23 protein-coding genes, 1 pseudogene and 1 riboswitch are annotated in these 21,370 nt (G+C 73.7%); of the genes and pseudogenes, 14 read left to right on the top strand and 10 right to left on the bottom strand.

Features of this window, described 5'->3' with window-relative positions; all coding sequences use genetic code 11:
* A pseudogene (locus ACGF5G_RS31305) lies at positions 1-168 on the top strand (phytochelatin synthase); the annotation flags it as partial.
* 504 nt (positions 169-672) lie between these two features.
* Here the strand turns inward: ACGF5G_RS31305 and dusB are convergent.
* On the bottom strand, positions 673-1,845 hold the full coding sequence (gene dusB / locus ACGF5G_RS31300; RefSeq protein WP_393269432.1) for a tRNA dihydrouridine synthase DusB: 1,173 nt from the start codon (positions 1,843-1,845) through the stop codon (positions 673-675).
* A 177-nt stretch (positions 1,846-2,022) separates the two neighbouring features.
* Here dusB and ACGF5G_RS31295 point away from each other — a divergent pair, with 177 nt between their 5' ends.
* Positions 2,023-2,832, top strand: coding sequence for a type IV toxin-antitoxin system AbiEi family antitoxin domain-containing protein (locus ACGF5G_RS31295; RefSeq protein WP_393269429.1), 810 nt, complete (start codon positions 2,023-2,025; stop codon positions 2,830-2,832).
* 233 nt (positions 2,833-3,065) lie between these two features.
* Here the strand turns inward: ACGF5G_RS31295 and ACGF5G_RS31290 are convergent, their stop codons facing one another.
* The 3 genes from ACGF5G_RS31290 to ACGF5G_RS31280 all read right to left on the bottom strand — a co-directional run bounded on the left by ACGF5G_RS31290 (position 3,066) and on the right by ACGF5G_RS31280 (position 5,505).
* Positions 3,066-4,445 carry a glycine--tRNA ligase gene (locus tag ACGF5G_RS31290; protein ID WP_393269426.1) on the bottom strand — a complete coding sequence of 460 codons (1,380 nt, stop codon included), beginning with the start codon at positions 4,443-4,445 and terminating at the stop codon, positions 3,066-3,068.
* Between the two features lie 118 nt (positions 4,446-4,563).
* Positions 4,564-5,037 carry a hypothetical protein gene (locus ACGF5G_RS31285; RefSeq protein WP_393269454.1) on the bottom strand — a complete coding sequence of 158 codons (474 nt, stop codon included), beginning with the start codon at positions 5,035-5,037 and terminating at the stop codon, positions 4,564-4,566.
* 126 nt (positions 5,038-5,163) lie between these two features.
* Entirely contained in the window at positions 5,164-5,505 is a 342-nt protein-coding gene (locus tag ACGF5G_RS31280) for an antibiotic biosynthesis monooxygenase (RefSeq protein WP_350710738.1), read from the bottom strand.
* Between the two features lie 26 nt (positions 5,506-5,531).
* On the opposite strand from ACGF5G_RS31280, the gene ACGF5G_RS31275 reads away from it, so the two are divergent.
* From ACGF5G_RS31275 to ACGF5G_RS31235, 9 genes are all read left to right on the top strand, one after another.
* Entirely contained in the window at positions 5,532-5,789 is a 258-nt protein-coding gene (locus tag ACGF5G_RS31275; protein ID WP_393269423.1) for a hypothetical protein, read from the top strand.
* Between the two features lie 54 nt (positions 5,790-5,843).
* The gene (locus ACGF5G_RS31270; protein ID WP_393269420.1) at positions 5,844-6,809 is read left to right on the top strand and encodes a metal ABC transporter substrate-binding protein; all 966 of its coding nucleotides are present in this window, start codon (positions 5,844-5,846) and stop codon (positions 6,807-6,809) included.
* Positions 6,806-7,567: a metal ABC transporter ATP-binding protein gene (locus ACGF5G_RS31265; protein ID WP_393269418.1), complete on the top strand. Its 762-nt coding sequence runs from the start codon at positions 6,806-6,808 to the stop codon at positions 7,565-7,567. The genes ACGF5G_RS31270 and ACGF5G_RS31265 overlap by 4 nt, the downstream gene beginning before the upstream one ends.
* 1 nt (position 7,568) lies before the next feature.
* Positions 7,569-8,435, top strand: a complete 867-nt coding sequence (locus ACGF5G_RS31260) for a metal ABC transporter permease (protein WP_393269415.1) — start codon at positions 7,569-7,571, stop codon at positions 8,433-8,435.
* Positions 8,436-8,478: 43 nt separating this feature from the next.
* The gene (locus ACGF5G_RS31255) at positions 8,479-8,778 is read left to right on the top strand and encodes a metalloregulator ArsR/SmtB family transcription factor (protein ID WP_350710747.1); all 300 of its coding nucleotides are present in this window, start codon (positions 8,479-8,481) and stop codon (positions 8,776-8,778) included.
* Positions 8,775-9,167: a Fur family transcriptional regulator gene (locus ACGF5G_RS31250; protein WP_393269413.1), complete on the top strand. Its 393-nt coding sequence runs from the start codon at positions 8,775-8,777 to the stop codon at positions 9,165-9,167. Before ACGF5G_RS31255 ends, ACGF5G_RS31250 begins: the two co-directional genes overlap by 4 nt.
* Before the next feature lie 215 nt (positions 9,168-9,382).
* Positions 9,383-9,988: a hypothetical protein gene (locus tag ACGF5G_RS31245; protein WP_393269410.1), complete on the top strand. Its 606-nt coding sequence runs from the start codon at positions 9,383-9,385 to the stop codon at positions 9,986-9,988.
* A gap of 72 nt (positions 9,989-10,060) precedes the next feature.
* The gene (locus tag ACGF5G_RS31240; RefSeq protein WP_393269408.1) at positions 10,061-11,476 is read left to right on the top strand and encodes an RNA-guided endonuclease InsQ/TnpB family protein; all 1,416 of its coding nucleotides are present in this window, start codon (positions 10,061-10,063) and stop codon (positions 11,474-11,476) included.
* Positions 11,477-11,507: 31 nt separating this feature from the next.
* Complete coding sequence (locus ACGF5G_RS31235) at positions 11,508-11,675, top strand: hypothetical protein (protein WP_357702753.1); 168 nt, start codon at positions 11,508-11,510, stop codon at positions 11,673-11,675.
* Positions 11,676-11,729: 54 nt separating this feature from the next.
* On the opposite strand, the gene ACGF5G_RS31230 is transcribed toward ACGF5G_RS31235, so the two are convergent.
* The 6 genes from ACGF5G_RS31230 to ACGF5G_RS31205 form a co-directional block, all read right to left on the bottom strand.
* Positions 11,730-13,757, bottom strand: coding sequence for an acyl-CoA dehydrogenase family protein (locus ACGF5G_RS31230; protein ID WP_393269404.1), 2,028 nt, complete (start codon positions 13,755-13,757; stop codon positions 11,730-11,732).
* A 115-nt stretch (positions 13,758-13,872) separates the two neighbouring features.
* Complete coding sequence (locus ACGF5G_RS31225; RefSeq protein ID WP_350710755.1) at positions 13,873-14,376, bottom strand: DUF6328 family protein; 504 nt, start codon at positions 14,374-14,376, stop codon at positions 13,873-13,875.
* Positions 14,377-14,507: 131 nt separating this feature from the next.
* Entirely contained in the window at positions 14,508-15,257 is a 750-nt protein-coding gene (locus ACGF5G_RS31220; RefSeq protein WP_393269401.1) for a sugar isomerase domain-containing protein, read from the bottom strand.
* 72 nt (positions 15,258-15,329) lie between these two features.
* Positions 15,330-16,160, bottom strand: a complete 831-nt coding sequence (locus tag ACGF5G_RS31215) for an alpha/beta fold hydrolase (RefSeq protein ID WP_393269399.1) — start codon at positions 16,158-16,160, stop codon at positions 15,330-15,332.
* 29 nt (positions 16,161-16,189) lie between these two features.
* Positions 16,190-16,999, bottom strand: coding sequence for a TIGR03943 family putative permease subunit (locus tag ACGF5G_RS31210; protein ID WP_393269396.1), 810 nt, complete (start codon positions 16,997-16,999; stop codon positions 16,190-16,192).
* Positions 16,996-17,997 (bottom strand): permease, encoded by a 1,002-nt coding sequence (locus tag ACGF5G_RS31205; protein ID WP_393269451.1) that lies wholly within the window; start codon positions 17,995-17,997, stop codon positions 16,996-16,998. The genes ACGF5G_RS31210 and ACGF5G_RS31205 overlap by 4 nt, the downstream gene beginning before the upstream one ends.
* Before the next feature lie 199 nt (positions 17,998-18,196).
* Positions 18,197-18,302: riboswitch (TPP riboswitch) on the top strand.
* 72 nt (positions 18,303-18,374) lie between these two features.
* Here ACGF5G_RS31205 and ACGF5G_RS31200 point away from each other — a divergent pair.
* The 3 genes from ACGF5G_RS31200 to ACGF5G_RS31190 all read left to right on the top strand — a co-directional run.
* A complete protein-coding gene (locus ACGF5G_RS31200) occupies positions 18,375-18,965 on the top strand; it encodes an ECF transporter S component (RefSeq protein ID WP_350710764.1) in 591 nt (196 codons plus the stop codon).
* A 110-nt stretch (positions 18,966-19,075) separates the two neighbouring features.
* A complete protein-coding gene (locus ACGF5G_RS31195; RefSeq protein ID WP_393269393.1) occupies positions 19,076-20,491 on the top strand; it encodes an ABC transporter ATP-binding protein in 1,416 nt (471 codons plus the stop codon).
* A gap of 100 nt (positions 20,492-20,591) precedes the next feature.
* Positions 20,592-21,370, top strand: a 779-nt coding sequence (locus ACGF5G_RS31190) for an energy-coupling factor transporter transmembrane component T family protein (RefSeq protein ID WP_393269391.1), incomplete at its 3' end; no start/stop codon positions are given.

Genomic DNA, 21,370 nt, shown 5'->3' with positions numbered 1-21,370 from the left:
GGCGGCACCCACTCCTTCGAGGGCGGCCACTACATCAGCGTCGTCGGCTACCGCGACAACGGCCAGACGGTCAAGATCGCCGACTCCGCCGACCCGGCCCAGGCCTCCTACTGGATCACCACCGAGGCCCTCGCCGACTGGATCGCCACCCGCGGCTACGCCGCCTGATCCAGGCACCACCACCAACGACAAGGGCCGGCCCCGAACGGGGCCGGCCCTTGTCGTCGTCTCCGTACCGGGCACGCCGGGCACGATCGGCCTCGGCGCAGGCAAGCCGGGCGGCGCAGGCGAGCCGGGCGACGCGGTCCGGCCGCCCTGTCAGCCGCACGACCGGTGCCTCACCGCCGGCTTCGCAGCAACGCACACCGGACGTCGGGGGTGGTGGTGGAACGCTGTCGAGCTGCCCCGTCCATGAGACCAACCGGAGCCCTTCACTGCCCCGTCCGTGCAGGCAGCTCGACAGCGGAACACGGCCGGCAGGCCGGACCTTGTACGCGCCCAGGCAGACACGGCAGCGCGGTGCCTGACCAGCAGCAGAACTCAGCGCAGCCACGACCAACCCTGCTCCGCCCGGTCCGATCAACCGCGCGACCTGGTCCGACCGACCCGATCAACCGCGCGACCTGGTCCGACCAGCCCGGCAAGCCGCGCGGCTTTGTCGTACCGGTCCGGTCAGCCGCCGGAGTCGGCCAGCTCGGCGCCCTCGGGCACGGTGTCGTCGTCGCGGCTGGCAAGCCAGCCGTCGGGCAGGAAGACCTTGCCGGGCGAGTTCGTGCGCCCGCGCGGCTGGCCGAGCGTGGCGACCGGGAAGGGCTCGGTCGGGTCGAGCTTGCCGAGCAGGTCGTCGAGCTGGGCCAGGCTCTCGATCATCGCCAGCTCGCGGCGCAGCTCGCTGCCCACCGGGAAGCCCTTGAGGTACCAGGCGACGTGCTTGCGGAAGTCGGTGCAGCCGTCCCGTTCGCCCCGCGCGGGGTTGCGTGCGCCCGCGGTGAACTGGTCGACCAGCAACTCGGCGTGGCGGCGCATGGTCTGCGCGACCTCGCCCAGGCTGGGCAGCCGGCGCTCGGGGCGTCCGTTGAACGCGGCCTCCAGATCGGCGAAGAGCCACGGGCGACCCAGGCAGCCCCGGCCGATCACCACCCCGTCGACGCCGGTGTGCGCCACCATCCGCAGCGCGTCGTCGGCCTCCCAGATGTCGCCGTTGCCGAGCACCGGCACGTCGAGCGCCTGCTTGAGCGTGGCGATGGCGTCCCAGTCGGCGGTGCCCGAGTAGCGCTGCGCCGCCGTACGCCCGTGCAGGGCGACCGCCGCCACGCCGGCGTCCTGCGCGGCGAGGCCCGCCTCGACGTACGTCAGGTGGTCGTCGTCGATGCCCTTGCGCATCTTGACCGTGACCGGCACCCCGGCGGGCGACGCGGCGGCCACCGCGGCCCTGACCAGGCGGGCGAAGAGCCGGCGCCGCCACGGCAGCGCGGATCCGCCGCCCTTGCGGGTGACCTTGGGCACGGGGCAGCCGAAGTTGAGGTCGATGTGGTCGGCGAGGTTCTTCTCGACCACGATCCGCACGGCGGCGGCGGTGATCTCGGGGTCGGTGCCGTAGAGCTGGAGGCTGCGGGGCCGCTCGTTCCCGCCGAAGGCGATCATGCGCAGCGTCTTCGGGTTCCGCTCCACCAGCGCGATGGTGGTGATCATCTCGCAGACGTAGATGCCGCCGCCCTGTTCCCGGCAGAGTTGCCGGAAGCCGACGTTGGTGATGCCCGCCATCGGGGCGAGCACCACCGGCGGCCACACCTGGTGCCGCCCGAGGGTCAGCGGGCGCAGTGCGGGAACGATCGGCGCGGTCACCGCACAAGTGTAAGGAAGGGCCCCCTCCTATCGTCTGGTGCAGAGGAGGGGTCCCCTGCTAACACGACGCATATCACAGTCGGGGCGGCGTCGGGCGTTCTCCACAGCGGGCAGCGCCGTCCACAGACCGATCGATCGGGCGGGACACGGGATCGTCCTGCACCCATGCTGCGCCTCATGCGTGAGCAGCCACCCGAACTCGCCGACGCGGCGGAGCGACAGCAGCAGATCGTCACCCGGGCCCAACTGCTGGCCGCGGGCTTCGACGACATGTACCTGTACCGCCAGACCCGGCGCAGCCAGTGGCAGCGCGTGCTGCCCGGCACGTACGCCCTGGTCACCGGCACCCTGACCGACGAGCAGCGACGGATCGCGGCGGCGCTCTACGCCGGGCCGGAGGCACAGCTCACGGGGCTCGCCGCGCTGATCTGGTACGGCTTCCGGCAGAGCCCGCGCACCGACGACGTACACCTGATCGTGCCGCACCACGCACGGCGCAGCTCGGCGGGATTCGCCCGGGTCGCGCGGGCCCTCGCCCTGGACGCCAAGGCCCGGCAGGCGTCGGTCTACCGGGTGTGCTCGCCGGCGCGGGCGGTCGTGGACGCGGCCCGCGACCTGCGCCACCTACGTCCGGTACGCGCGATTGTCGCCGAGGCCGTGCAGCGTGGGTTCACCGATCTCGCCCGGCTGGACGAGGAGATCGGCCGGGCCCGGCGCAGCCGGACCGCGCTGGTCAGGAAGGCGTTCTCCGAGGTTGTCCACGGCGTCCGGTCGGCGCCGGAGGCGGAGTTGCGGGAGTGTCTGACCAGCAGTCCGGTGTTACCGGAGATCCGGTGGAATCCGCGCCTGACCGCCGGCAACGGCACGTCGCTGCCGACCCCCGACGGATATCTCGCCGACTCGGCGGTGGCACTGGAGGTCGACTCGCAGGAGTACCACTTCAGCCCCGGTGACTGGCGCGAACGCTCGACCGGCACAACGAACTGAGCCGGCACGGCATCCTGATCCTGCATTTCACCCCGGCGCAGATCCGTCGCGACCCGGCGCGAGTCCGCCGCACCGTGGAGGATGCGTACGAATCCCGGCGCGGCCTCGGCGCCGCGAACCGGGTCCGCGTCCAGCCTGTTGACGTGCCGGGTAACGACGGGTGAGCGCTCCGGGATGTTAGGAAGGGGCCCCTCCTCTACTGAAAACGTTAAGAAGGGGCCCTTCCTTACACCTCAGCAGCCGGGGAGGCGCTCGATCAGGTAGCGCTCGACCTGGTCCAGGGAGATGCGCTCCTGGGCCATGGTGTCCCGGTTCCGCACGGTCACCGCGTTGTCGTCCAGGGTGTCGAAGTCGACCGTCACGCAGAACGGCGTGCCGATCTCGTCCTGGCGACGGTAGCGGCGGCCGATCGCCTGCGAGTCGTCGAACTCCACCACCCAGCGCTTGCGCAGGTCCGCGGCGAGGCCCTTCGCCTTGGGCGAGAGCGCCTCGTTGCGCGACAGCGGCAGCACCGCCACCTTGACCGGGGCCAGCCGCGGGTCGAAACGCATCACCGTGCGCTTGTCCACGCCGCCCTTGGTGTTCGGCGCCTCGTCCTCGTCGTACGCCTCGAGCAGGAAGGCCAGCACCGCCCGGGTGAGGCCGGCGGCCGGCTCGATGACGTACGGCACCCAGCGCTCCTGCTTCGTCTGGTCGAAGTAGGACAGGTCGACGCCGGAGTGCTTGCTGTGCGTGGACAGGTCGAAGTCGGTGCGGTTGGCGATGCCCTCCAGCTCCGCGAACTCCGTGCCGCCGAACTGGAAGCGGTACTCGATGTCGACGGTGCGCTTCGAGTAGTGGGAGAGCTTCTCCTTGGGGTGCTCGTAGAAGCGCAGGTTGGCCTCCGACAGGCCCAGGTCGAGGTACCAGTTCCAGCGCTCCTGGAGCCAGTACTCGTGCCACTGCTCGTCGGAGCCCGGCTCGACGAAGAACTCCATCTCCATCTGCTCGAACTCGCGGGTGCGGAAGATGAAGTTGCCCGGGGTGATCTCGTTGCGGAACGACTTGCCGGTCTGCGCGATGCCGAACGGCGGCTTCTTGCGGGCGACCGTCTCGACGTTCTTGTAGTTGACGAAGATGCCCTGCGCGGTCTCCGGGCGCAGGTAGTGCATGCCCTCTTCGCTCTCCACCGGGCCCAGGAAGGTCTTCATCAGACCGTTGAACATCTTCGGCTCGGTGAAGGTGCCCTTGTTGCCGCAGTTCGGGCAGTTCAGCTCGGTCAGCGAGGCCGGCGGCTTGCCGTGCTTGGCCTCGTACGCCTCTTCGAGGTGGTCGGCCCGGAACCGCTTGTGGCAGGACTGACACTCGGTCAGCGGGTCGACGAAGGCGTCGAGGTGGCCGGAGGCGGCCCAGACGTCCCGGGCCAGGATGACGGCGGAGTCGAGGCCGACCACGTCGTCGCGCTGCTGGACCATGGTCTTCCACCACTGCCGGCGGACGTTCTCCTTCAGCTCCACGCCGAGCGGACCGTAGTCCCACGCCGACCGGGTGCCTCCGTAGATCTCGCTGGAGGGGAAGACGAAGCCTCGGCGCTTGGCGAGGCTGACGACGGCGTCGATACGGTCGGCTGGCATGTTTTTTCCTCCTACGCCGACTGGCGGTCGGCGGGGACGCGGTGAAGGACGGAACGAGCAGTTCGGGACAACGGTACGACCAGCACCAGCCCGAGCCCAGGAGAATACCGGGGGCGGGTCAGTTGACCCCGCACACCTCCATGCCGCCGGTCTGCCGGTCCTGCCCCAGGACGACCTCCTGCCGGTCCTGCCGGCCGCCGGTGTAGGTCACGTCCACCGGCACGGTCAGGGTGGTGGTGTCCACGTCGCCCACCTGGAAGGCGGCGATCTGCGGCTCGGCGGCGACCCGGCGCTCGAACTCCCGCCGCGACTCGCGCCGCTGCGCGTCGTCGCAGAGCTGGTCGTACGCGGCACCGTACTTCCGCTCGACCAGCGCCTGGTAGTAGTCGGTGGAGACGGTGCGCCCCTGCTCCCGCACGGCCTGCACCCCGGTCACCGCCAGGCCCACCACGGCAGCGCCGCCGCCACCGCAGCAGAGCAGCACGGCGAGCGCCCCGGCGCCCAGCCCGAGCCAGAGCCGGGTGTTGCGCCCCTCGGTGGGCGGCGCCGCGAACGGCGGGGCCACCCCGGGGCCGGGCGGCGGGGCGGGCACGCCCGGATCCGCCGGCGGGCCGGGCACGACGGGCGGCTGCGCCCCCTCCTGGCCGGGCAGCGAAGAGTACGGCGGTGGTGCCGCCGATCCGGGAGCGGTCATGAGAGCAATCTAGTGCCCGCGGGCTCAGCGGTACGGACCAGCGGCCCGATCGCTGGCCGCCACGACCACGTCCCCGCCCGGCGCCGCGGTAGCGAGCGCCTCGTACGCGGACGGCTCGTCGACCGACTCGGCGAGCAGCGGCACTGCCGTGACCTTGACGTCGAAGCCGCCCAGGGCACGCCGGTAGGTGCCGACGGACTCCCACTCGGTGACCAGGCACCAGTGGCGCGGGTCGTCCAGCGCCCGGACGAGCTGCCCGCGCAGGTAACCGGGACGGGCCGCGAGCGCGGCGAGGGCGGCGTGCGCCCGCTCGGTGAAGTCGTCGGCGACATCGACGTCCACCACGAACCGGTTCGTCACCAGCACGGGTTCCTCCTCGTAGAGTCTGTGGGATGCAGCGTACGCAGAGCCCCCTGCCGGCCCGGTTGGCGCGGGCGAACCCGACGACGGTGTTCCTGGTCACCCTGGTGCTGGCGCTGGTCGCGTTCTTCACCCCCGGGGTGGTGGGCGGGCTGCTCACCCTGCTGCTCGCCGCGGCCGTCGCCGCGCTGCTGGTCACCACCTGGTCGGTGCAGACGGCGCCGACCCGGGTGATCCGGCTGCTGGCGCTTACCCTGCTGGTCACCGCGGGCCTGGTGAAGCTGCTCTGACATGCAAGCATGCGTTTTTGACAATCATTGTCGTTGTCGCGGAGAGTTCATGTCATGAACATCCGCTCCGCCCCGCGCACCCTGGCCGCCGCCACCACCGCCCTGCTCGCCCTCGGTGGCGTCGCGGCCTGCTCCGACGACGCGGCCGGCACCGACCCGCAGCGGGTCGACGTGGTGGCCGCCTTCTACCCGCTGCAGTTCCTCGCCGAGCGGATCGGCGGCGACGCGGTGAAGGTGACCAACCTGGCCAAGCCCGGGGCCGAGCCGCACGACCTGGAGCTCAACCCGGGGCAGGTCGGCGACGTCAGCCAGGCGGAGCTGGTCGTCTACCTGAAGGGCTTCCAGCCGAACGTGGACGAGGCCGTCGAGCAGAACGCCGGGGAGCGCGCGTTCGACGTGGCCACCGTGCAGCCGCTGCGCGACGCGGCGGCCGGCGGGCACGACCACGACCACGGGCACGAGGGCGAGGCCGCCGGGGAGCCCCACGCCGAGGAGGAGGGCGGCGGCAAGGACCCGCACCTCTGGCTCGACCCGACCCGCCTGGCCACGGTGGGCGACAAGCTCGCCGAGCGGCTGGGCCAGGCCGACCCGGAGCGCGCCGCCGACTACACCGCCCGCGCCGCGACGCTCCGCACCGAGCTGGCGAAGCTGGACGCCGACTTCACCGCCGGCCTGAAGACCTGCCAGCGGCGGGAGATCGTGGTCAGCCACACCGCGTTCGGCTACCTGACCGAGCGCTACCAGCTCGAGCAGATCGGCATCACCGGGCTGAGCCCGGAGAACGAGCCGTCCCCGCAGCGCCTCGCCGAGGTGATCGAGGAGGCCCGGGAGCACAAGGCCACGACGATCTTCTTCGAGACGCTGGTGAGCCCGAAGGTGGCCCAGACCATCGCCGACCAGGTCGGCGCGAAGACCGCGGTACTGGACCCGCTGGAAGGGCTGTCGACCGACGGCGGCGACTACCTTTCGGTGATGCGCACCAACCTGCAGACCCTCAGGACGGCGTTGAGCTGCTCGTGACATCCCCAGTCATCACCGTCACGCACGGGGTGGTCGGCTACGACGGCCGCCCCGTGCTGCGTGACGTCTCCCTGACCGTGACCGCCGGCGAGGTGGTCGCGGTGCTCGGCGCCAACGGCTCCGGCAAGTCCACCCTGATCCGCGCCGTGCTCGGCCTGGTGCCGCTCAGCTCCGGGTCGGTCACCCTCTTCGACCGCCCGTTGCGCCGGTTCCGGCAGTGGCACCGCGTCGGGTACGTCCCGCAGCGCCTCGGTGCCGGCGGCGGCGTACCGGCCACCGTCCGTGAGGTGGTGGCCTCCGGCCGGCTGGCCCGCCGGGGCGTCCTGCGCCCGCCCGGGCGCGCCGACCGGGCCGCCGTCGACGCGGCGCTGGCGGCGGTCGGGCTCGCCGACCGGGCCCGCGACCCGGTCGCCACGCTCTCCGGCGGGCAGCAGCAGCGCACCCTGATCGCCCGGGCGCTGGCCGGCCAGCCGGAGCTGCTCGTCCTCGACGAGCCGACCGCCGGGGTGGACGCGGCCAGCCAGGAGGCGTTCGCCGGGGCGCTGCACGACTTCGTGGGCGGCGGCGGCACGGTGCTGCTGGTGGCCCACGAGCTCGGGCCGCTGCGGCCGCTGATCAGCCGGGCGGTCGTCGTACACCAGGGTGGGATCTGCCACGACGGCGTGGTGCCCGAACCCGCCGGCCACCACGCGGAGCCCGACCACGACCACGTGCACCCGCACGGTCCCGACGAGCCCGCCGGGCTGTGGAGCCGCTGAGATGGAACTCTTCCAGTACCCCTACATGCAGCGCGCCCTGATCGGCGCGCTGGTCATCGGCCTGGCGGCGCCGGCGCTCGGCATCTACCTGGTGCAGCGGCGGCTCGCGCTGATCGGCGACGGGGTCGGGCACGTGGCGCTCACCGGCGTCGGCGCGGGCCTGCTGCTCAACCGCTCCCCGGTGCTCGTCGCGGTGGTCGTGGCAACCGTCGGCGCGATCACCATCGAGCTGGTTCGCGCCCGGGGGCGCACCTCCGGCGACCTGGCCTTGGCCCTGCTCTTCTACGGCGGCATCGCCGGCGGCGTGATGCTGGTCGGGCTCTCCGACAGCACGAGCGCCAACCTCAACGCCTACCTGTTCGGGTCGCTGACCACGATCTCGCCGGGGGACCTGATCACCATCGCGGTGCTCGGCGCGGCGATCCTGGTCGCCATGCTGGCCCTGCGCCCGGCCCTGTTCGCGGTCTGCCACGACGAGGAGTACGCCCGGGTCTCCGGGCTGCCGGTGCGCACGCTCAACATGCTGCTCGCGGTGGCCACCGCGGTCACCGTGACGATCGCCATGCGGGCCGTCGGCGTGCTGCTGATCAGCGCGCTGATGGTGGTGCCGGTGGCCACCGCGCAGCAGGTGACCCGGGGGTTCCGCAGCACGATGGCGGCGGCGATGGCGCTCGGCCTCTTCGCCGCCGGCTCGGGGGTCTGGGTGGCGGCGAACGCCGACACCGCTCCCGGCGCGTCGGTGGTGCTGATGGCGATCGCCTCGTTCGGGGTGGTCGCGCTCCTCGGCGCGGCCTGGCGGGTGCTGCGCCGGCGGCGCACCCCGGCCGCCGCGCCCGCGCCCGAGCCGCACGAGGTCGTGCTCCGCTGAGCCTGGTCAACGACACGCCGATGGGATTGGTTACCGTTACGGGGTGACCAGCGGATCAGGCTACGATGCCTTCGAGGGGGCGAGCGAGCTGCTGCGTGCCCTGTCGGCACCGATCCGGCTGGCCATCGTCAGCGAGCTCGCCGAGGGCGAACGCTGCGTGCACGAGCTGGTGGACAAGCTCGGCGCCGCGCAGCCGTTGGTCTCCCAGCACCTGCGGGTGCTGCGGGGCGCCGGCGTGGTGCGCGGCTCGCGACGGGGGCGCGAGATCGCGTACGCCCTGGTCGACGAGCACGTCGCGCACATCGTGGCCGACGCGGTCAGCCACGCCGGGGAGGGGTCATGACGGGTTCGGCGGTCCGCAACACCCGGCAGCGCTCGGCGGTCAGCGCGCTGCTCGCCGAGATGGAGGGCTTCCACAGCGCGCAGGAGCTGCACGCGATGCTGCGCGAGCGCGGCGAGCGGGTCGGGCTGACCACGGTCTACCGCACCCTCCAGGGGCTCGCCGACACGGGCGAGATCGACGTGATGCGCCCGCCGGGCGGCGAGCACCTCTACCGCCGGTGCAGCGAGGGGCACCACCACCACCTGGTCTGCCGCAGCTGCGGCCGCACCGTGGAGGTGGCCGGGCCGACGGTGGAGAGCTGGGCGGAGCGGGTGGCCGCGCAGCACGGCTACGCCGACGTCAGCCACACCCTGGAGATCTTCGGCACCTGCCCGGCCTGCGCCCGCTGAGACCCGCCACGACGGGTCAGCCGGACACCAGGCGCAGCCCGGCCTGCCGGCGGCTGGTCAGACTGTCCAGGAACCGTGCGCGATCCGCACCGTCCGGGCCGTGCGCGAAGCGGTCGACTGGGCGAGGGAGAAGCCGTAGCGGGCCGGACGGGCACGGCGGTGCCGGCCGTCCGCGACAGATGCCCGGAGCGGTCGCGCGTGGCACGCTGTCCGGCGTGAAGATCTACGCCGATCGCTTCCCGACCGCCGTCCGACAGTTGATCACCGACCTGCTCGTCCTCGCCTGGGTGTACGGCGCGGTCCGCGGCGCGCTGTGGCTGCACGACCTCGTCCAGAAGCTCGCCGTACCCGGCCAAAAGCTGGAGGGGGCCGGCGGCGGCCTGGCTGACAACCTGGCCGAGGCGGGCGGCAAGGTCGGCCGGGTGCCGCTGGTGGGCGACGAGCTGACCGCGCCGTTCGAGCGGGCCGCCGGCGCCGCCCGGTCGCTGGCCGAGGCCGGACGGGACCAGCAGGAGCTGGTCGACCAGCTCGCCCTCGCGCTGGCCGTCGCCGTACTGGTCTTCCCGCTCGGCCTGGTGCTCTTCGGCTGGCTGCCGCTGCGGGTGCGCTGGATGCGCCGGGCCGCCTCGGCGGCCAGGCTGGCCGCCGTGCCCGCCGGCCGGGACCTGCTCGCCCTGCGGGCGTTGGCCACCCAGCCGCTCGGGCGGCTGACCCGGATCGCGCCCGACGTGGCCGAGGCGTGGCGGCGCGGCGACGACGCCACCGTCGACGCGCTCGCCGCACTGGAGCTGCGCCAACTCGGCCTGCGGGCCGGCCGCTAAGGCGGTGTCCACCAACCTTCGCAGGGTTCGTCGGCGGTGAGATTGTCGTACCGGTGGTGTTGGCTTTGATTCGTGCCTCGTCGTCGGGATCCCGCCGCGCTGCCAGTGGTGTATCGCACCGCTCGTGTTGCGGTGCGGGTGACGCCTGGGCAGCGGCGGCGGTGTTTCGGGTTGCTGCGCTCGGCTGGTGACGTGTGGGCGTGTGTGTTGGAGGTCAACGCCTGGCGGCGCCGCCACCACGCCCCACCGTTGACGGGCTATCAGGAGTTGTGTCGGGAGTTGTCGGCGTCCGGGCCGGGCACGTTCGCCGAGTTGGACACGACCGGGGCGCGGTCGGTGTTGCGGCGGTTCTCGGATGCGTGGTTCGCGGCGGCGAAACGCCGCAAGGCCGGTGACGCATCGGCGGGGTTCCCGCGTCGGCGGCGGGGGCTGGTGCCGGTGCGCTGGTACCACGGCACGTTCACCCTCGACGGCCACCGCGTGCGCATCCCCACCGCGAAGGGCACGCCGGGGTTGTGGGTGCGCCTGGCCCGTCAGGTGCCGTATCCGGTCGAGCAGGTCCGCTCGATCACCCTGCTGTGTGAGGGCGGCCGCCTGTTCCTCGACGTCACCGCCGAAGTCCCGATCACGGTGTATCCAGCGGGTGAGGGGCCGGACCCTGCCAGGGTGGCGGGCGTGGACGTGGGGATCATCCACCCGTACGCCGTCGCCGGCCCCGGCGGGGAGGCGCTGTTGGTGTCGGGGCGGGCGATCCGCGCCGAGCATCGCATGCACCTGGCCGACACCAAAGCCCGCCAACATGCCGTCGCCCGCCGGGCACCGAAACCGGGCCAGCGCGGGTCGCGGCGGTGGCGCCAGTACCGGGCCCGCACTCGGGTGGTGGAGGGTCGGCATCGGCGGCGGGTGCGACAGGCCCAACACGAGGCCGCCCGCACCGTCGTCGGCTGGGCGGTCGGTCAGCGGGTGGGGGTGTTGCACGTCGGTGATCCACGCGGGGTCCTGGACCTGCCGGCGGGGCGGCGACACAACCTGCGGCTACGGCAGTGGCAGATCGGGCGCCTCCTGCAGATCCTCACCGACAAGGCCACCCTCGCCGGCATCACCGTCCACCTCGTCAACGAACGCGGCACGTCCTCCACCTGCCCCACCTGCCACCGGCGGATACCGAAGCCGCGTGGGCGGACCCTGACCTGCCTGCACTGCCAGTTCTCGGGCCACCGTGACCTCGTCGCGGCGGCCAGCATCGCCACCCGCACCCCGGGCGGCGGACCCACCACCCCCACATCACCTGTAGTGCTGCCCGGGGTGGTCACGCACCGTCGAGTCGGCCGGCACCTCCCCGGCGCCGGCCGGTCCCGGCGTGACCCCCGCCGCCCACCCGGGCGGCGCGAGGGCCCAGTTGGCCCGCGGTGGCCCGCCCCACCAACCAGTGGGGAGTCGCTCGCCCACACGGCGAGGATCCACAACACACCACCGGACTCCTGGTGAACGTTGGTGGACACCGCACTAAGGTCGTCGGGTGTTCTACTTCCTGGTCGTCATCGCCATCCTGCTGCTCGGCTACGCCGCCGTGCTGGTCAACTTCGTCCGCAAGGGCCGCAAGATCCCGCCGGCCGCGTACCTGGGGTTGGCCGTGCTCAACGGGCTGCTCCTCGCGGCGATCCTGGCCTGGGCCGTCGCGAGCTGACCCGCCGGCTGCCGGGCTGGTCGGACACCGGCCCGGCACCCGGGCGGGCCGGTGTCACGCCGAGGGCGGGATGCGGCGGCGGACGTCGGGGGCGGCGGACGGGCCGGGCGACCAGCGCGCCACCCAGGGCAGGTCGTCGGCCGGGGTGACCACCCCCTCCTCCAGGCCGGCGTAGCGCCCGGCCAGGATCCGCTTCGCGGCGGCCGTGTCAACCGAGTCGGTGTTGTCCCACAGGGCGGTGAAGAGCGCGTCGACCCGGACCCGGGCCTGCCGGCAGAACAGGTCGGCCAGCTCGACGTTCTCCGGCCGGGTGTCCCGCTCGGCGTAGGCGCGCACGCAGACGGCGGACATCGCGAACAGCTCCGCGCCGATGTCCACCACCCGGCCGAGGAACGCCTGCTTGCGCTCCATCTTCCCCTGCCACCGGGACATCGCGTAGAACGTCGACCGGGCCAGCTTGCGCGAGGCGCGCTCGACCTGCCGCAGGTGGCCGGCGAGCGGGCCGAACTCGCCGTACGCCGACGGGCGCTGGCCCTTGCCTACGGCCAGGGTGGGCAGCCACTTCGCGTAGAAGACGCCGGCCCGCGCGCCGGCCTTCGCCTTGCGGCCGAGCCCGGCGTCCGGGTCGATGATGTCGCCGGCGACGGACAGGTGCGCGTCGACCGCCTCGCGGGCGATCAGCAGGTGCATGATCTCGGTCGAGCCCTCGAAGATCCGGTTGATCCGCAGGTCGCGCAGCAGCTGCTCGACCGCGGCCGGGCGCTCGCCCCGCGCCGCCAGCGAGTCGGCCGTCTCGTAGCCGCGACCGCCCCGGATCTGGATCAGCTCGTCGGCGATCCTCCAGGCCATCTCGCTGGCGTAGAGCTTGACCAGCGCCGCCTCGATCCGGATGTCGTTGCGGTCGTCGTCGGCCAGCAGGCAGCACAGGTCGAGCATGGTCTCCATGCCGTACGTCGTCGCGGCGACGAAGGAGAGCTTCTGGGCCACCGCCTCGTGCTCGCCGACGGGCCGGCCCCACTGCACCCGGTCGGCGGCCCACTCCCGGGCCACGTTCAACGCCCACTTGCCGGCGCCCACACACATGGCCGGCAGCGACAGCCGCCCGGTGTTCAGGGTGGTCAGCGCGATCTTCAGGCCCTTGCCCTCGCCGCCGATGACGTTCTCGTTCGGCACGAAGACGTCGTGGAAGCGGGTGAGGCTGTTCTCCAGGCCGCGCAGGCCGATGAAGGCGTTGCGCCGCTCGATCGTGATGCCCTCGGCGTCGCCCTCGACGACGAAGGCGGTGATCCCGCCACGCCGCCCCTCGGCGGCGGGGACCCGGGCCATCACCACGAGCAGGGTGGCGACGGTGCCGTTGGTGGCCCAGAGCTTCACCCCGTTGAGCCGGTAGCCGGTGCCGTCGGGGGTCGGCTCGGCGGTGGTGGCCAGCCGGGCCGGGTCGGAGCCGACGTCCGGCTCGGTGAGCAGGAACGCGGACACCTCGCCGGCGGCGAGGCGGGGCAGGAAGCGCTGCTTCTGCTCGGCGGTGCCGAACATCTTCAGCGGCTGCGGCACCCCGATGGACTGGTGTGCCGACAGCAGCGCACCGATCGCCGGGCTGACCGAGCCGGCCAGCATGAGCGCGCGGCAGTAGTGCAGGTTGCTCAGCCCGAGCCCGCCGTACGACCGGTCGACCTTCATGCCGAACGCGCCGAGCCGGGCCAGACCGTGGAACACGTCGTCCGGGATGGACGCGTCCCGTTCGATTGCCGCCCCGTCCACCTCGGAGGTGAGGAACTCGCGGAACCGGCCGAGGAACTCGTCGGCCCGGGCGACGTCCGCCGCGTCCGGGCGCGGCCAGGGGTCGATCAGGTCGAGTCGGAGGCGGCCGAGGAAGAGTTCCTTGCCGAAGCTGGGTCGGTCCCACGAGGACTCGCGGGCCGCCTCGGCGACCTGGCGGGCCTCCTTCTCGGAGACCTGCCCCGCCTCCTTCGGCAGCGGCCCGGCCGCGCCGGCCGTCGGCACGCCTTCGGTGTCCTTCGCCGCGGGCTGGTCGGCGCCGGATCCGTCCGGCGTGGGTCGGCTGTTCTGCGTCGTGGTCACGGCTGCCCCCTCGAACCTCGGTCCGGCTGCGTCGACGTGCTCGACAAACAGCACGCTACCCCCGGGTGTTACCCAGGGGTAGCGTTCGGTGAAGATCGAGTTTCGTCGACCCGGGTCAGTCGCCGGGTAGGTGCCGGGGGTCGTCGTCCTCGTCGTCGATGTCGTCCTCGCCCCAGTTGCGCCGGGCGAACGGCAGGAACACCCAGAAGGTGAGGAACCAGATCGCCGTGGCGCCGCTGAGCAGCAGGGCGACGCCCCGGTCCAGCACGAAGTCGGTGATCAGCAGCACCGCGCTGACCATCGAGATCAGCATGAAGGCGAGGCCGGCGCTGGCCATCCGGTGGGCGAACCGGACCAGCTCCGGCTTGCGGCCCTGCCGGAACAGCGCGCGGTGGAACGCCACCGGGGAAATGATCATCGCGGTCGCGGCGGCGGCCGCGAGCAACGAGACGATGTAGACGTCCTTCTGGAAACCGCTCGTCCTGGTGAACCCGTTGCTGAACGGCAGGGTCAGCAGGAAGGCGAAGAGGATCTGCACGCCGGTCTGCGCGACCCGCAGCTCCTGCAACAGGTCGGCGAAGTTGCGCTGCCAGCGCTGCCGCTCGGTTTCCTTGGACACGGGCTACCTCCGGTCAGACGGTACTGCCGACGGGGTTCGCCCGTCGGCAGCAACGCTGATGCCCCACCGACGGAGCCGCGAAACCGGCTCACGTCGCCCGCGCGAGCCCGGCACACGCCGGCCCGCTCCGCTCAGGAGCCGCGGCGGATCCGGCCGGCGTACCGGGCCTCCAGGGCGTTGTTGTGCTCGTCGCCGCCGGCGATGTTGGCCGACAGGTAGACCGGAGGCCGCTCCCCCGCGGCGAGCAGCCGGGCCACCACCTCGACCGTGATCTGCTGCGCCAGCAGCGCCGCCGTGATCGACGAGACCGCGCCGACCGCACCGCCGCCGGGCAGCGGCAGCGTCGCGTCGCCGTACGGGGCGCCGTTGTCGAGCACCACGTCGGCGACGTCGGCGAGCTTGCGCCCCGACGGGTGGCGCGAGGTCATCTGCCCGGAGTGCTGCGCCGAGGTGATCGCGACCAGCCCGTGCCCCTTCTCCTTGACCAGGGACGCGAACTCCACCATCGCGCCGTTGACGCCGGAGTTGGAGGCCAGCACGAAGACGTCCCCGGGGCTGACGGGGGCCAGCTCGTAGAGGCGGTGCGCCACCGACGGATCGCGTTCGAGCAGCGGCCCGAGCACGTCGGCCGGCGCGCCGCCGACCAGCACCAGGTCCCGCAGGGCGATCCGGTTGGTGGGCACCAGCCCGCCGGCCCGGCCCGCGATCTCCATCGCCAGCGCCTCCGAGTGGCCCGTGCCGAACGCGTGGACCACCCCGTCGGCGCGCACCGCGTCGGCGATCAGGTCGGCGGCCCGCCCCACCGCCTCGCGCTGGCTCGTGGCCACCCGCTGCATCGTCTCGGTCACCACGGCCAGGTAGTCCTCGGCGCTCACCGTCATGTCTCTCCTCCGTCCATGTCGTACGTCCGTCGGGAACGCCCGGCCACTCCCGGCGGGGCGAGGCCGCACCGGTCAGGCCGGGCCCAGCACCCGGGCCAGGATCGCCTCGGCCAGCGGGGCGGGCGCCTCGTCGGGGATCCAGTGGCTCACCCCGGGCAGCTCGACGAAGCGGTAGTCGGCGCTCACGTGGCCGGCGCACGCCTCGGCCGCGGTCCGGCCGATCGCGATGTCGCGGTCGCTCCACACGAAGGTGGTCGGCACCGGCACCGGCCCGGTGGCCGCCATGTCCCGCCGGGACATCGCCCGGTACCAGTTCAGCGCCGCCGTCAGCGCGCCGGGTTCGCGCATCGGGTCCGCGTACGCGGCCACCCGCTCGTCGTCGCCGACCCCGTGCAGCATCCGGCGCAGCCCGGTCGCGCCCAGCGCCAGCAGCGCCCTCTCCGCCCTGCCCGGCTTGCGGAACAGCACGATGTACGCCGAGCGCGCCTTCTGCCCCGGGTCCTCGGCCAGCGCGTGCGCCATCGCGGCGGGGTGCGGCACGGAGACCGCGGTCAGCGTCCGGACCCGCTCCGGGTGGCGGGCGGCCAGGTCCCAGGCCACCACCGCGCCCCAGTCGTGCCCCACGAGGTGCGCCGCGTCGACGCCCAGCGCGTCCAGCACGGCCACCGCGTCGGCCACCAGCTCCGGCATCCGGTACGCCTCGACCGCCTCGGGCCGCGCGCCCGGCGAGTAGCCGCGCTGGTCCGGCGCGTAGGTGCGCAGGCCGGCGGCGTGCAGCGGCGGGACGACGTCGTCCCACTCCCCGCCGTGCTGTGGAAAGCCGTGCAGCAGCAGGACGGGCGCGCCGCCCTCGGGACCGCCGACGCGTACGTCGAACGTGAGCCCCCGCGCCTCGATCCGCATGATCGCCAGCCTACCCAGGGCGGGCGGGGTCACTCGTACTGGCGTTTGGGGGTGGGCACCTGCCGCCAGGACTCCACGTCGAGGTAGGGGATCTCGGCGTCGTTGACCGGGTCCCGGGCGATCCGGTCGCTGTAGCGGCCGGTCACCTCGATCCAGGTGTCGTCGGCGAGCCCTTCGGGGGCGGCGCCGGTCAGGCCCAGCTTGACCGGCCGCCCGTCGGCCGCGCAGCAGGAGAGCACCATCCGGGCCAGGAGCGGTCGGCCGTCGGGGCCGGTGGTGACGAAACCGGTCAGCCGGACCCGTCGCCCGCCGAGCGACGCGCCCCGGTCGAACAGCGCCCGCGAGGCGTAGTCGAGCACGCTGACCTGCGCCGGATCGCCGTCGGGCAGGGGCGGGTAGTCGGACGGCTGTTGCCGAGCGGAGAGCGCGGTGCCGGCCTGCCCGGCCGCGTACGAGCCGAGGGCGGGCGGGGCGACCAGGAGCAGACCCAGCGCCGGCAGGATCAGCAACCAGCCGATCCGCGGCTCGTGGTGGCCGTGCCCGTGGTCGGCGGCCTCGTCCCGGCCGGCGCGCTCGTGCTCGCCGTCGGCGCGCTCGTGGTCCCCGCCGGCGCGCTCGTGCTCGCCGTCGGCGGTCGGGGACGCGGCGGGGCGCCGGAGGGCGGGACGCAGCTCGTACCAGAGGGTCATGACCGCGGCGACGACCAGCAGCAGGCCCGCGGCGACCAAAAAGGGGCGCAGCCCCTCCTTGACGTAGCGCAGGTAGAGGTCGGTGAGGCTGGCCCGGACCATGGCGCCCCCGAGCAGCAGCAGGACGACGGCCTGCGCCTGCCGGTTCACAGCAGCACCGCCCCGGTCGCGGCGGCAACCGCGACGGCCACCGCGAAGGTGGCCGGGGCGAACCGCAGCGCGAACCGCCGGCCGAAGACGCCGGTCTGCATCGCGATGAGCTTGAGGTCGACCATCGGCCCCACCACCAGGAAGACCAGGCGGGCGGTCAGCGAGAACTGCGACAGCGAGGCGGCCACGAAGGCGTCGGCCTCCGAGCAGAGGGAGAGCAGCACCGCGAGCACGGCCAGCGCGAGCACCGAGAGCACCGGGTCCTCGGCGAGCGTCTGCAACCATCGCTCGGGCACGACGACGTTGATGGTGGCGGCGGCCGCCGCGCCGACCACCAGGAACCCGCCGGCGTGGGTGACGTCGTGCCGGACCGCCGCCCAGAACGCCCGCCCGCGCGGGCCGTCGTCCAGCTCCGGCCGGCGCGGCAGCCGGATCCAGTCGGCCCGGCCGAGGCGCAGCCACAGCCACCCCATCACCATCGCGACGACCAGGCTCGCGACGCCGCGGCCGAGGACCATCTCCGGGTCGTCGGGGAAGGCCACCGCGGTGGCGGTGAGCACGATCGGGTTGATGGCCGGGGCGGCGAGCAGGAAGGCCAGCGCGGCGGCCGGGGTGACCCCGCGCCGGATCAGCGACCCGGCGATCGGCACGGACCCGCACTCGCAGCCGGGCAGCACCACGCCGGCCGCGCTCGCCACAGGCACCGCGAGCGCGGGGTGCCGGGGCAGCGCCCGGGCCCAGAACGACCGGGGCACGAAGACCGCGATCACGGCGGAGAGGACCACCCCGAAGACCAGGAACGGCACCGCCTGCACCATGACCGAGACGAAGACGGTGGTCCAGGTCTGCAGCCAGGGCGCGGACAGGGCCCCGGCGAGCGGCTCACGGAACACGACCAGCAGGACCAGCAGGACCGCGAGCGCCTCGACCGACCCGAACCGCCAGGCGCTCCCGCCGCCGCCCGCCGGCTCCTGCGGGGGCACGCCCGGCGCGGCCACACCGACCGACCCCGGGGCGCGCCCATCCGGCACGGAGCGGTCAACCTCGGATGTCACGTGGTTTCCTCCGCCGATTCCGCCAGTGGCCGCCCGAGCGTACCGGCCGGAACCGACGAGATCGAGCGAACTCGCTGGTGACCAGCGAAAAGATCACTTTGCCCGATGATCTTCAAAGGTGTTAGCGTCGGCGCGACAACTTCACATCCGACAGGGGAGCGCACAGCGCTGAGAGTGCGGGCACCGCCCGCAGACCCTCGAACCTGATCTGGGTAATGCCAGCGCAGGGAGTTCGGTCGACCTCCAGCCGCGCCGCCGTCCGGGCACACCGGGCGCGGCGTGCGTCTTCTCCTGGTTCGCGTTCAGGACTGGGAGCAATCATGCGAGACAACACGACCACCCGGTGGCGCACACTCGACGTCGTCATCGCCGCGGTGATCGCGGTGGCGTTCGGCGTCATCTTCTGGGCCTGGGGCCTGCTGTGGCGGGCCGTCGACCCGGCGTTCGCGTTCTTCCCGGCCGGCCAGGCGATCATGTACGGCGTCTGGCTGGTCCCGGCCGTGCTCGGCGGCCTGGTGATCCGCAAGCCCGGCGCGGCGCTCTTCTGCGAGGCGGTGGCGGCGACGGTCTCCGCGCTGCTCGGCTCGGAGTGGGGCGGCATCACCATCGTCCAGGGCCTCATCCAGGGGCTCGGCGCCGAGGTGGCCTTCGCCGCGTTCCGGTACCGCTCGTTCCGGCTGCCCACCGCGCTGCTCGCCGGGGCGCTGACCGGCCTCGGCGCGGCGCTGTTCGACTTCTTCGTCTGGAACGTCGACTACGCGCTCGGCAGCTACCGGGTCCCGTACGCCCTGCTCACCGTCGTCAGCGCCGCCGCCGTCGCCGGCGCCGGCGGCTGGGCCCTCACCCGCGCCCTGGCGGGCACCGGCGTCCTGGACCGCTTCCCCGCCGGCCGCGAACGCGCCGCCGTCTGACCCGCACCACCGGAATCGGGGTTGATCATGAGGTGGACGGCGACGTGGATCTCCGTGGGTGCCGCCAACCTCATGGTCGACGCCCGCGCGCGGGCCGGAAGGGGGACGGCGTGGGGGCGGTGACACTGCGGGGGTTCGGGTGGCGGCACGCCGGGCGCCGGGCGTGGGCCGTGCGCGGGGTGGACCTGCGCGTCGAGGCCGGCGAGCGGGTGCTGCTGCTCGGGCCGTCGGGCGCCGGCAAGAGCACCCTGCTCGCCGCGCTGGCCGGGCTGCTGCCCGAGGACTCGGGCGAACAGGAGGGCACCGTCGAGGTCGACGGGCTCGACCCCCGCAAGGGCCGGGACCGGGTCGGCATCGTCTTCCAGGACCCGGAGACCCAGCTCGTGATGGCCCGCAGCGGCGACGACGTGGCGTTCGGGCTGGAGAACCGGGGGGTCCCCGCCGGGGAGATCTGGCCCCGCGTCGACGAGGCGCTGGCCCGGGTCGGCTTCCCGTACCACCGGGACCGGCCCACCGCGGCCCTCTCCGGCGGCGAGCAGCAACGCCTCGCCCTGGCGGGGGTGCTGGCCCTGCGGCCCGGGCTGCTGCTGCTCGACGAACCGACCGCCAACCTGGACCCGACCGGCGCCGCGCTCGTCCGCGCGGCGGTGGCCGGCGCGCTGGACGCCGACACCACCCTGATCCTGGTCGAGCACCGGGTCGCCGAGGCGCTGCCGCTGGTCGACCGGGTGGTGGTGCTCGAACCGGGCGGCGGCGTCCGCGCGGACGGCACGCCCCAGGCCGTCTTCGGCGCCCACGGCGACGCGCTCGCCGCCGCGGGCGTCTGGGTGCCCGGCCGGCCCGTGCCGCCCCGCCACGCCACCGCGCCGGCCGGCGACCTGCTGCTCACCGCCGACCGGCTCGGCCTGCCGCCCCGGCTGGCCGCCGTCGACCTGGCGGTACGCGCCGGCGAGGCGCTCGCCGTGCTCGGCCCGAACGGGGCCGGGAAGTCGACCCTCGCGCTGCTGCTCGGCGGGCTGCTCAAGCCGGGAGCCGGCCGGGTCGTGGCGACGGCGGCACTGGCCGGCTCCGACGCCCGCACTCCCCCGCACCGCTGGCGCGCCCCGGCGCTGGCCCGGCGGATCGGCTCGGTCTTCCAGGACCCGGAGCACCAGTTCGTCGCCACCACCGTCTTCGACGAGCTGGCCCTCGGCCCGCGCCGCACCGGCCAGCCCGAGACGGCGGTCCGGTCCACCGTGGACGACCTGCTGTCCCGGCTGCGGTTGACGAAGCTCGCCGCGGCCAACCCGTACACCCTGTCGGGTGGGGAGGCGCGGCGACTGAGCGTGGCGACGGCCCTGGCCACCGCGCCCCGCCTGCTCGTCTGCGACGAACCCACCTTCGGCCAGGACCGGCGGACCTGGCTGGAGCTGGTGAACCTCTTCGCCGAACTGCGCGACGCCGGGCACGGCCTGGTCGCCGTCACCCACGACCCGGAGTTCGTGGCCGCTCTGGCGGACCGGCGCGTCACCCTGGAGCGGCCGTGACCAGCTCGCACGACGCGCCGGCCGCACACCCGCGGCGTCGCCGGACCATGACCGGTCCGGCGCCGGCCGCACGCCGCGCCCGTCCCGTCCCGGAGCGGCCGTGATCACCCTCGAACCGGTCGCCGCCCCCGACGCGCCGCTGGCCCGGCGCAACCCGGTGGCCAAGCTCGCCGCGGCGCTGGTGTTCTCGTTCATCCTCGTCGCCACCCTGGACCCGGTGGCCCCGGCGATCGCCATCGCCGTCGAGCTGGCCGTGCTGCCGCTGTTCGGGGTCCGCTTCCGGGTGCTGGCCCGGCGGGCCGGGCCGCTGCTGGTCGGCGCGGTCGGCATCGTGGTGACGCTGGTGCTCTTCGCGGCCGAGCGCTCCGGCCGGGTGCTGGTCGAGGCCGGCCCCGCGGTGGTCACCTCCGGGGTGCTGCTCACCGCGCTCGGCCTGGTGCTGCGCATGTTCGCCGTGGCACTGCCCGGCGTGATCGTGTTCGCCACCACCGACCCCACCGACCTGGCGGACGCCCTGATCCAGAACGCGAAGGCGCCAGCCCGGTTCGCCATCGGGGCGTTGGCGGCGTTCCGGCTGGTGCCGCTGCTCGGGCAGGAGTGGCAGATGATCGCCATGGCCCGCCGCGCCCGCGGGGTGGCGGCGGGACGCAACCCGCTGGCGAAGCTGCGACTGTTCGCCTCCACCGCCTTCGCGCTGCTGGTCGGGGCGATCCGCCGGGGCACCCGGTTGGCCGTGGCGATGGACGCCCGCGGCTTCGACGCCGGCACCCCGCGTACGGTCGCCCGACGGCAACGCTTCGTCGCCGCCGACGGGCTGCTGATCGCCGGGGCGGCGCTGCTGGCCGGCGCGGCGCTGGCGGTCAGCGTCCTAGCGGGAAC

Origin of the sequence: Micromonospora sp. NPDC047730, assembly GCF_043204765.1 — a bacterium.
Lineage (GTDB): Bacteria > Actinomycetota > Actinomycetes > Mycobacteriales > Micromonosporaceae > Micromonospora.
The sequence above is the reverse complement of the archived record's forward strand: the minus strand, read 5'-3'. Positions and strand labels throughout refer to the sequence as shown.

Excerpts from the sequence above, each read along its gene's own strand:
- ACGF5G_RS31260 (WP_393269415.1), top strand. The coding sequence starts at position 7,569 with ATGGAACTCTTCCAGTACCCCTACATGCAGCGCGCCCTGATCGGCGCG.
- ACGF5G_RS31290 (WP_393269426.1), bottom strand. The coding sequence starts at position 4,445 with ATGCCAGCCGACCGTATCGACGCCGTCGTCAGCCTCGCCAAGCGCCGA.
- ACGF5G_RS31295 (WP_393269429.1), top strand. The coding sequence starts at position 2,023 with ATGCGTGAGCAGCCACCCGAACTCGCCGACGCGGCGGAGCGACAGCAG.
- ACGF5G_RS31275 (WP_393269423.1), top strand. The coding sequence starts at position 5,532 with ATGCAGCGTACGCAGAGCCCCCTGCCGGCCCGGTTGGCGCGGGCGAAC.
- ACGF5G_RS31220 (WP_393269401.1), bottom strand. The coding sequence starts at position 15,257 with ATGACGGTGAGCGCCGAGGACTACCTGGCCGTGGTGACCGAGACGATG.
- ACGF5G_RS31200 (WP_350710764.1), top strand. The coding sequence starts at position 18,375 with ATGCGAGACAACACGACCACCCGGTGGCGCACACTCGACGTCGTCATC.
- ACGF5G_RS31270 (WP_393269420.1), top strand. The coding sequence starts at position 5,844 with ATGAACATCCGCTCCGCCCCGCGCACCCTGGCCGCCGCCACCACCGCC.
- ACGF5G_RS31215 (WP_393269399.1), bottom strand. The coding sequence starts at position 16,160 with ATGCGGATCGAGGCGCGGGGGCTCACGTTCGACGTACGCGTCGGCGGT.
- ACGF5G_RS31250 (WP_393269413.1), top strand. The coding sequence starts at position 8,775 with ATGACGGGTTCGGCGGTCCGCAACACCCGGCAGCGCTCGGCGGTCAGC.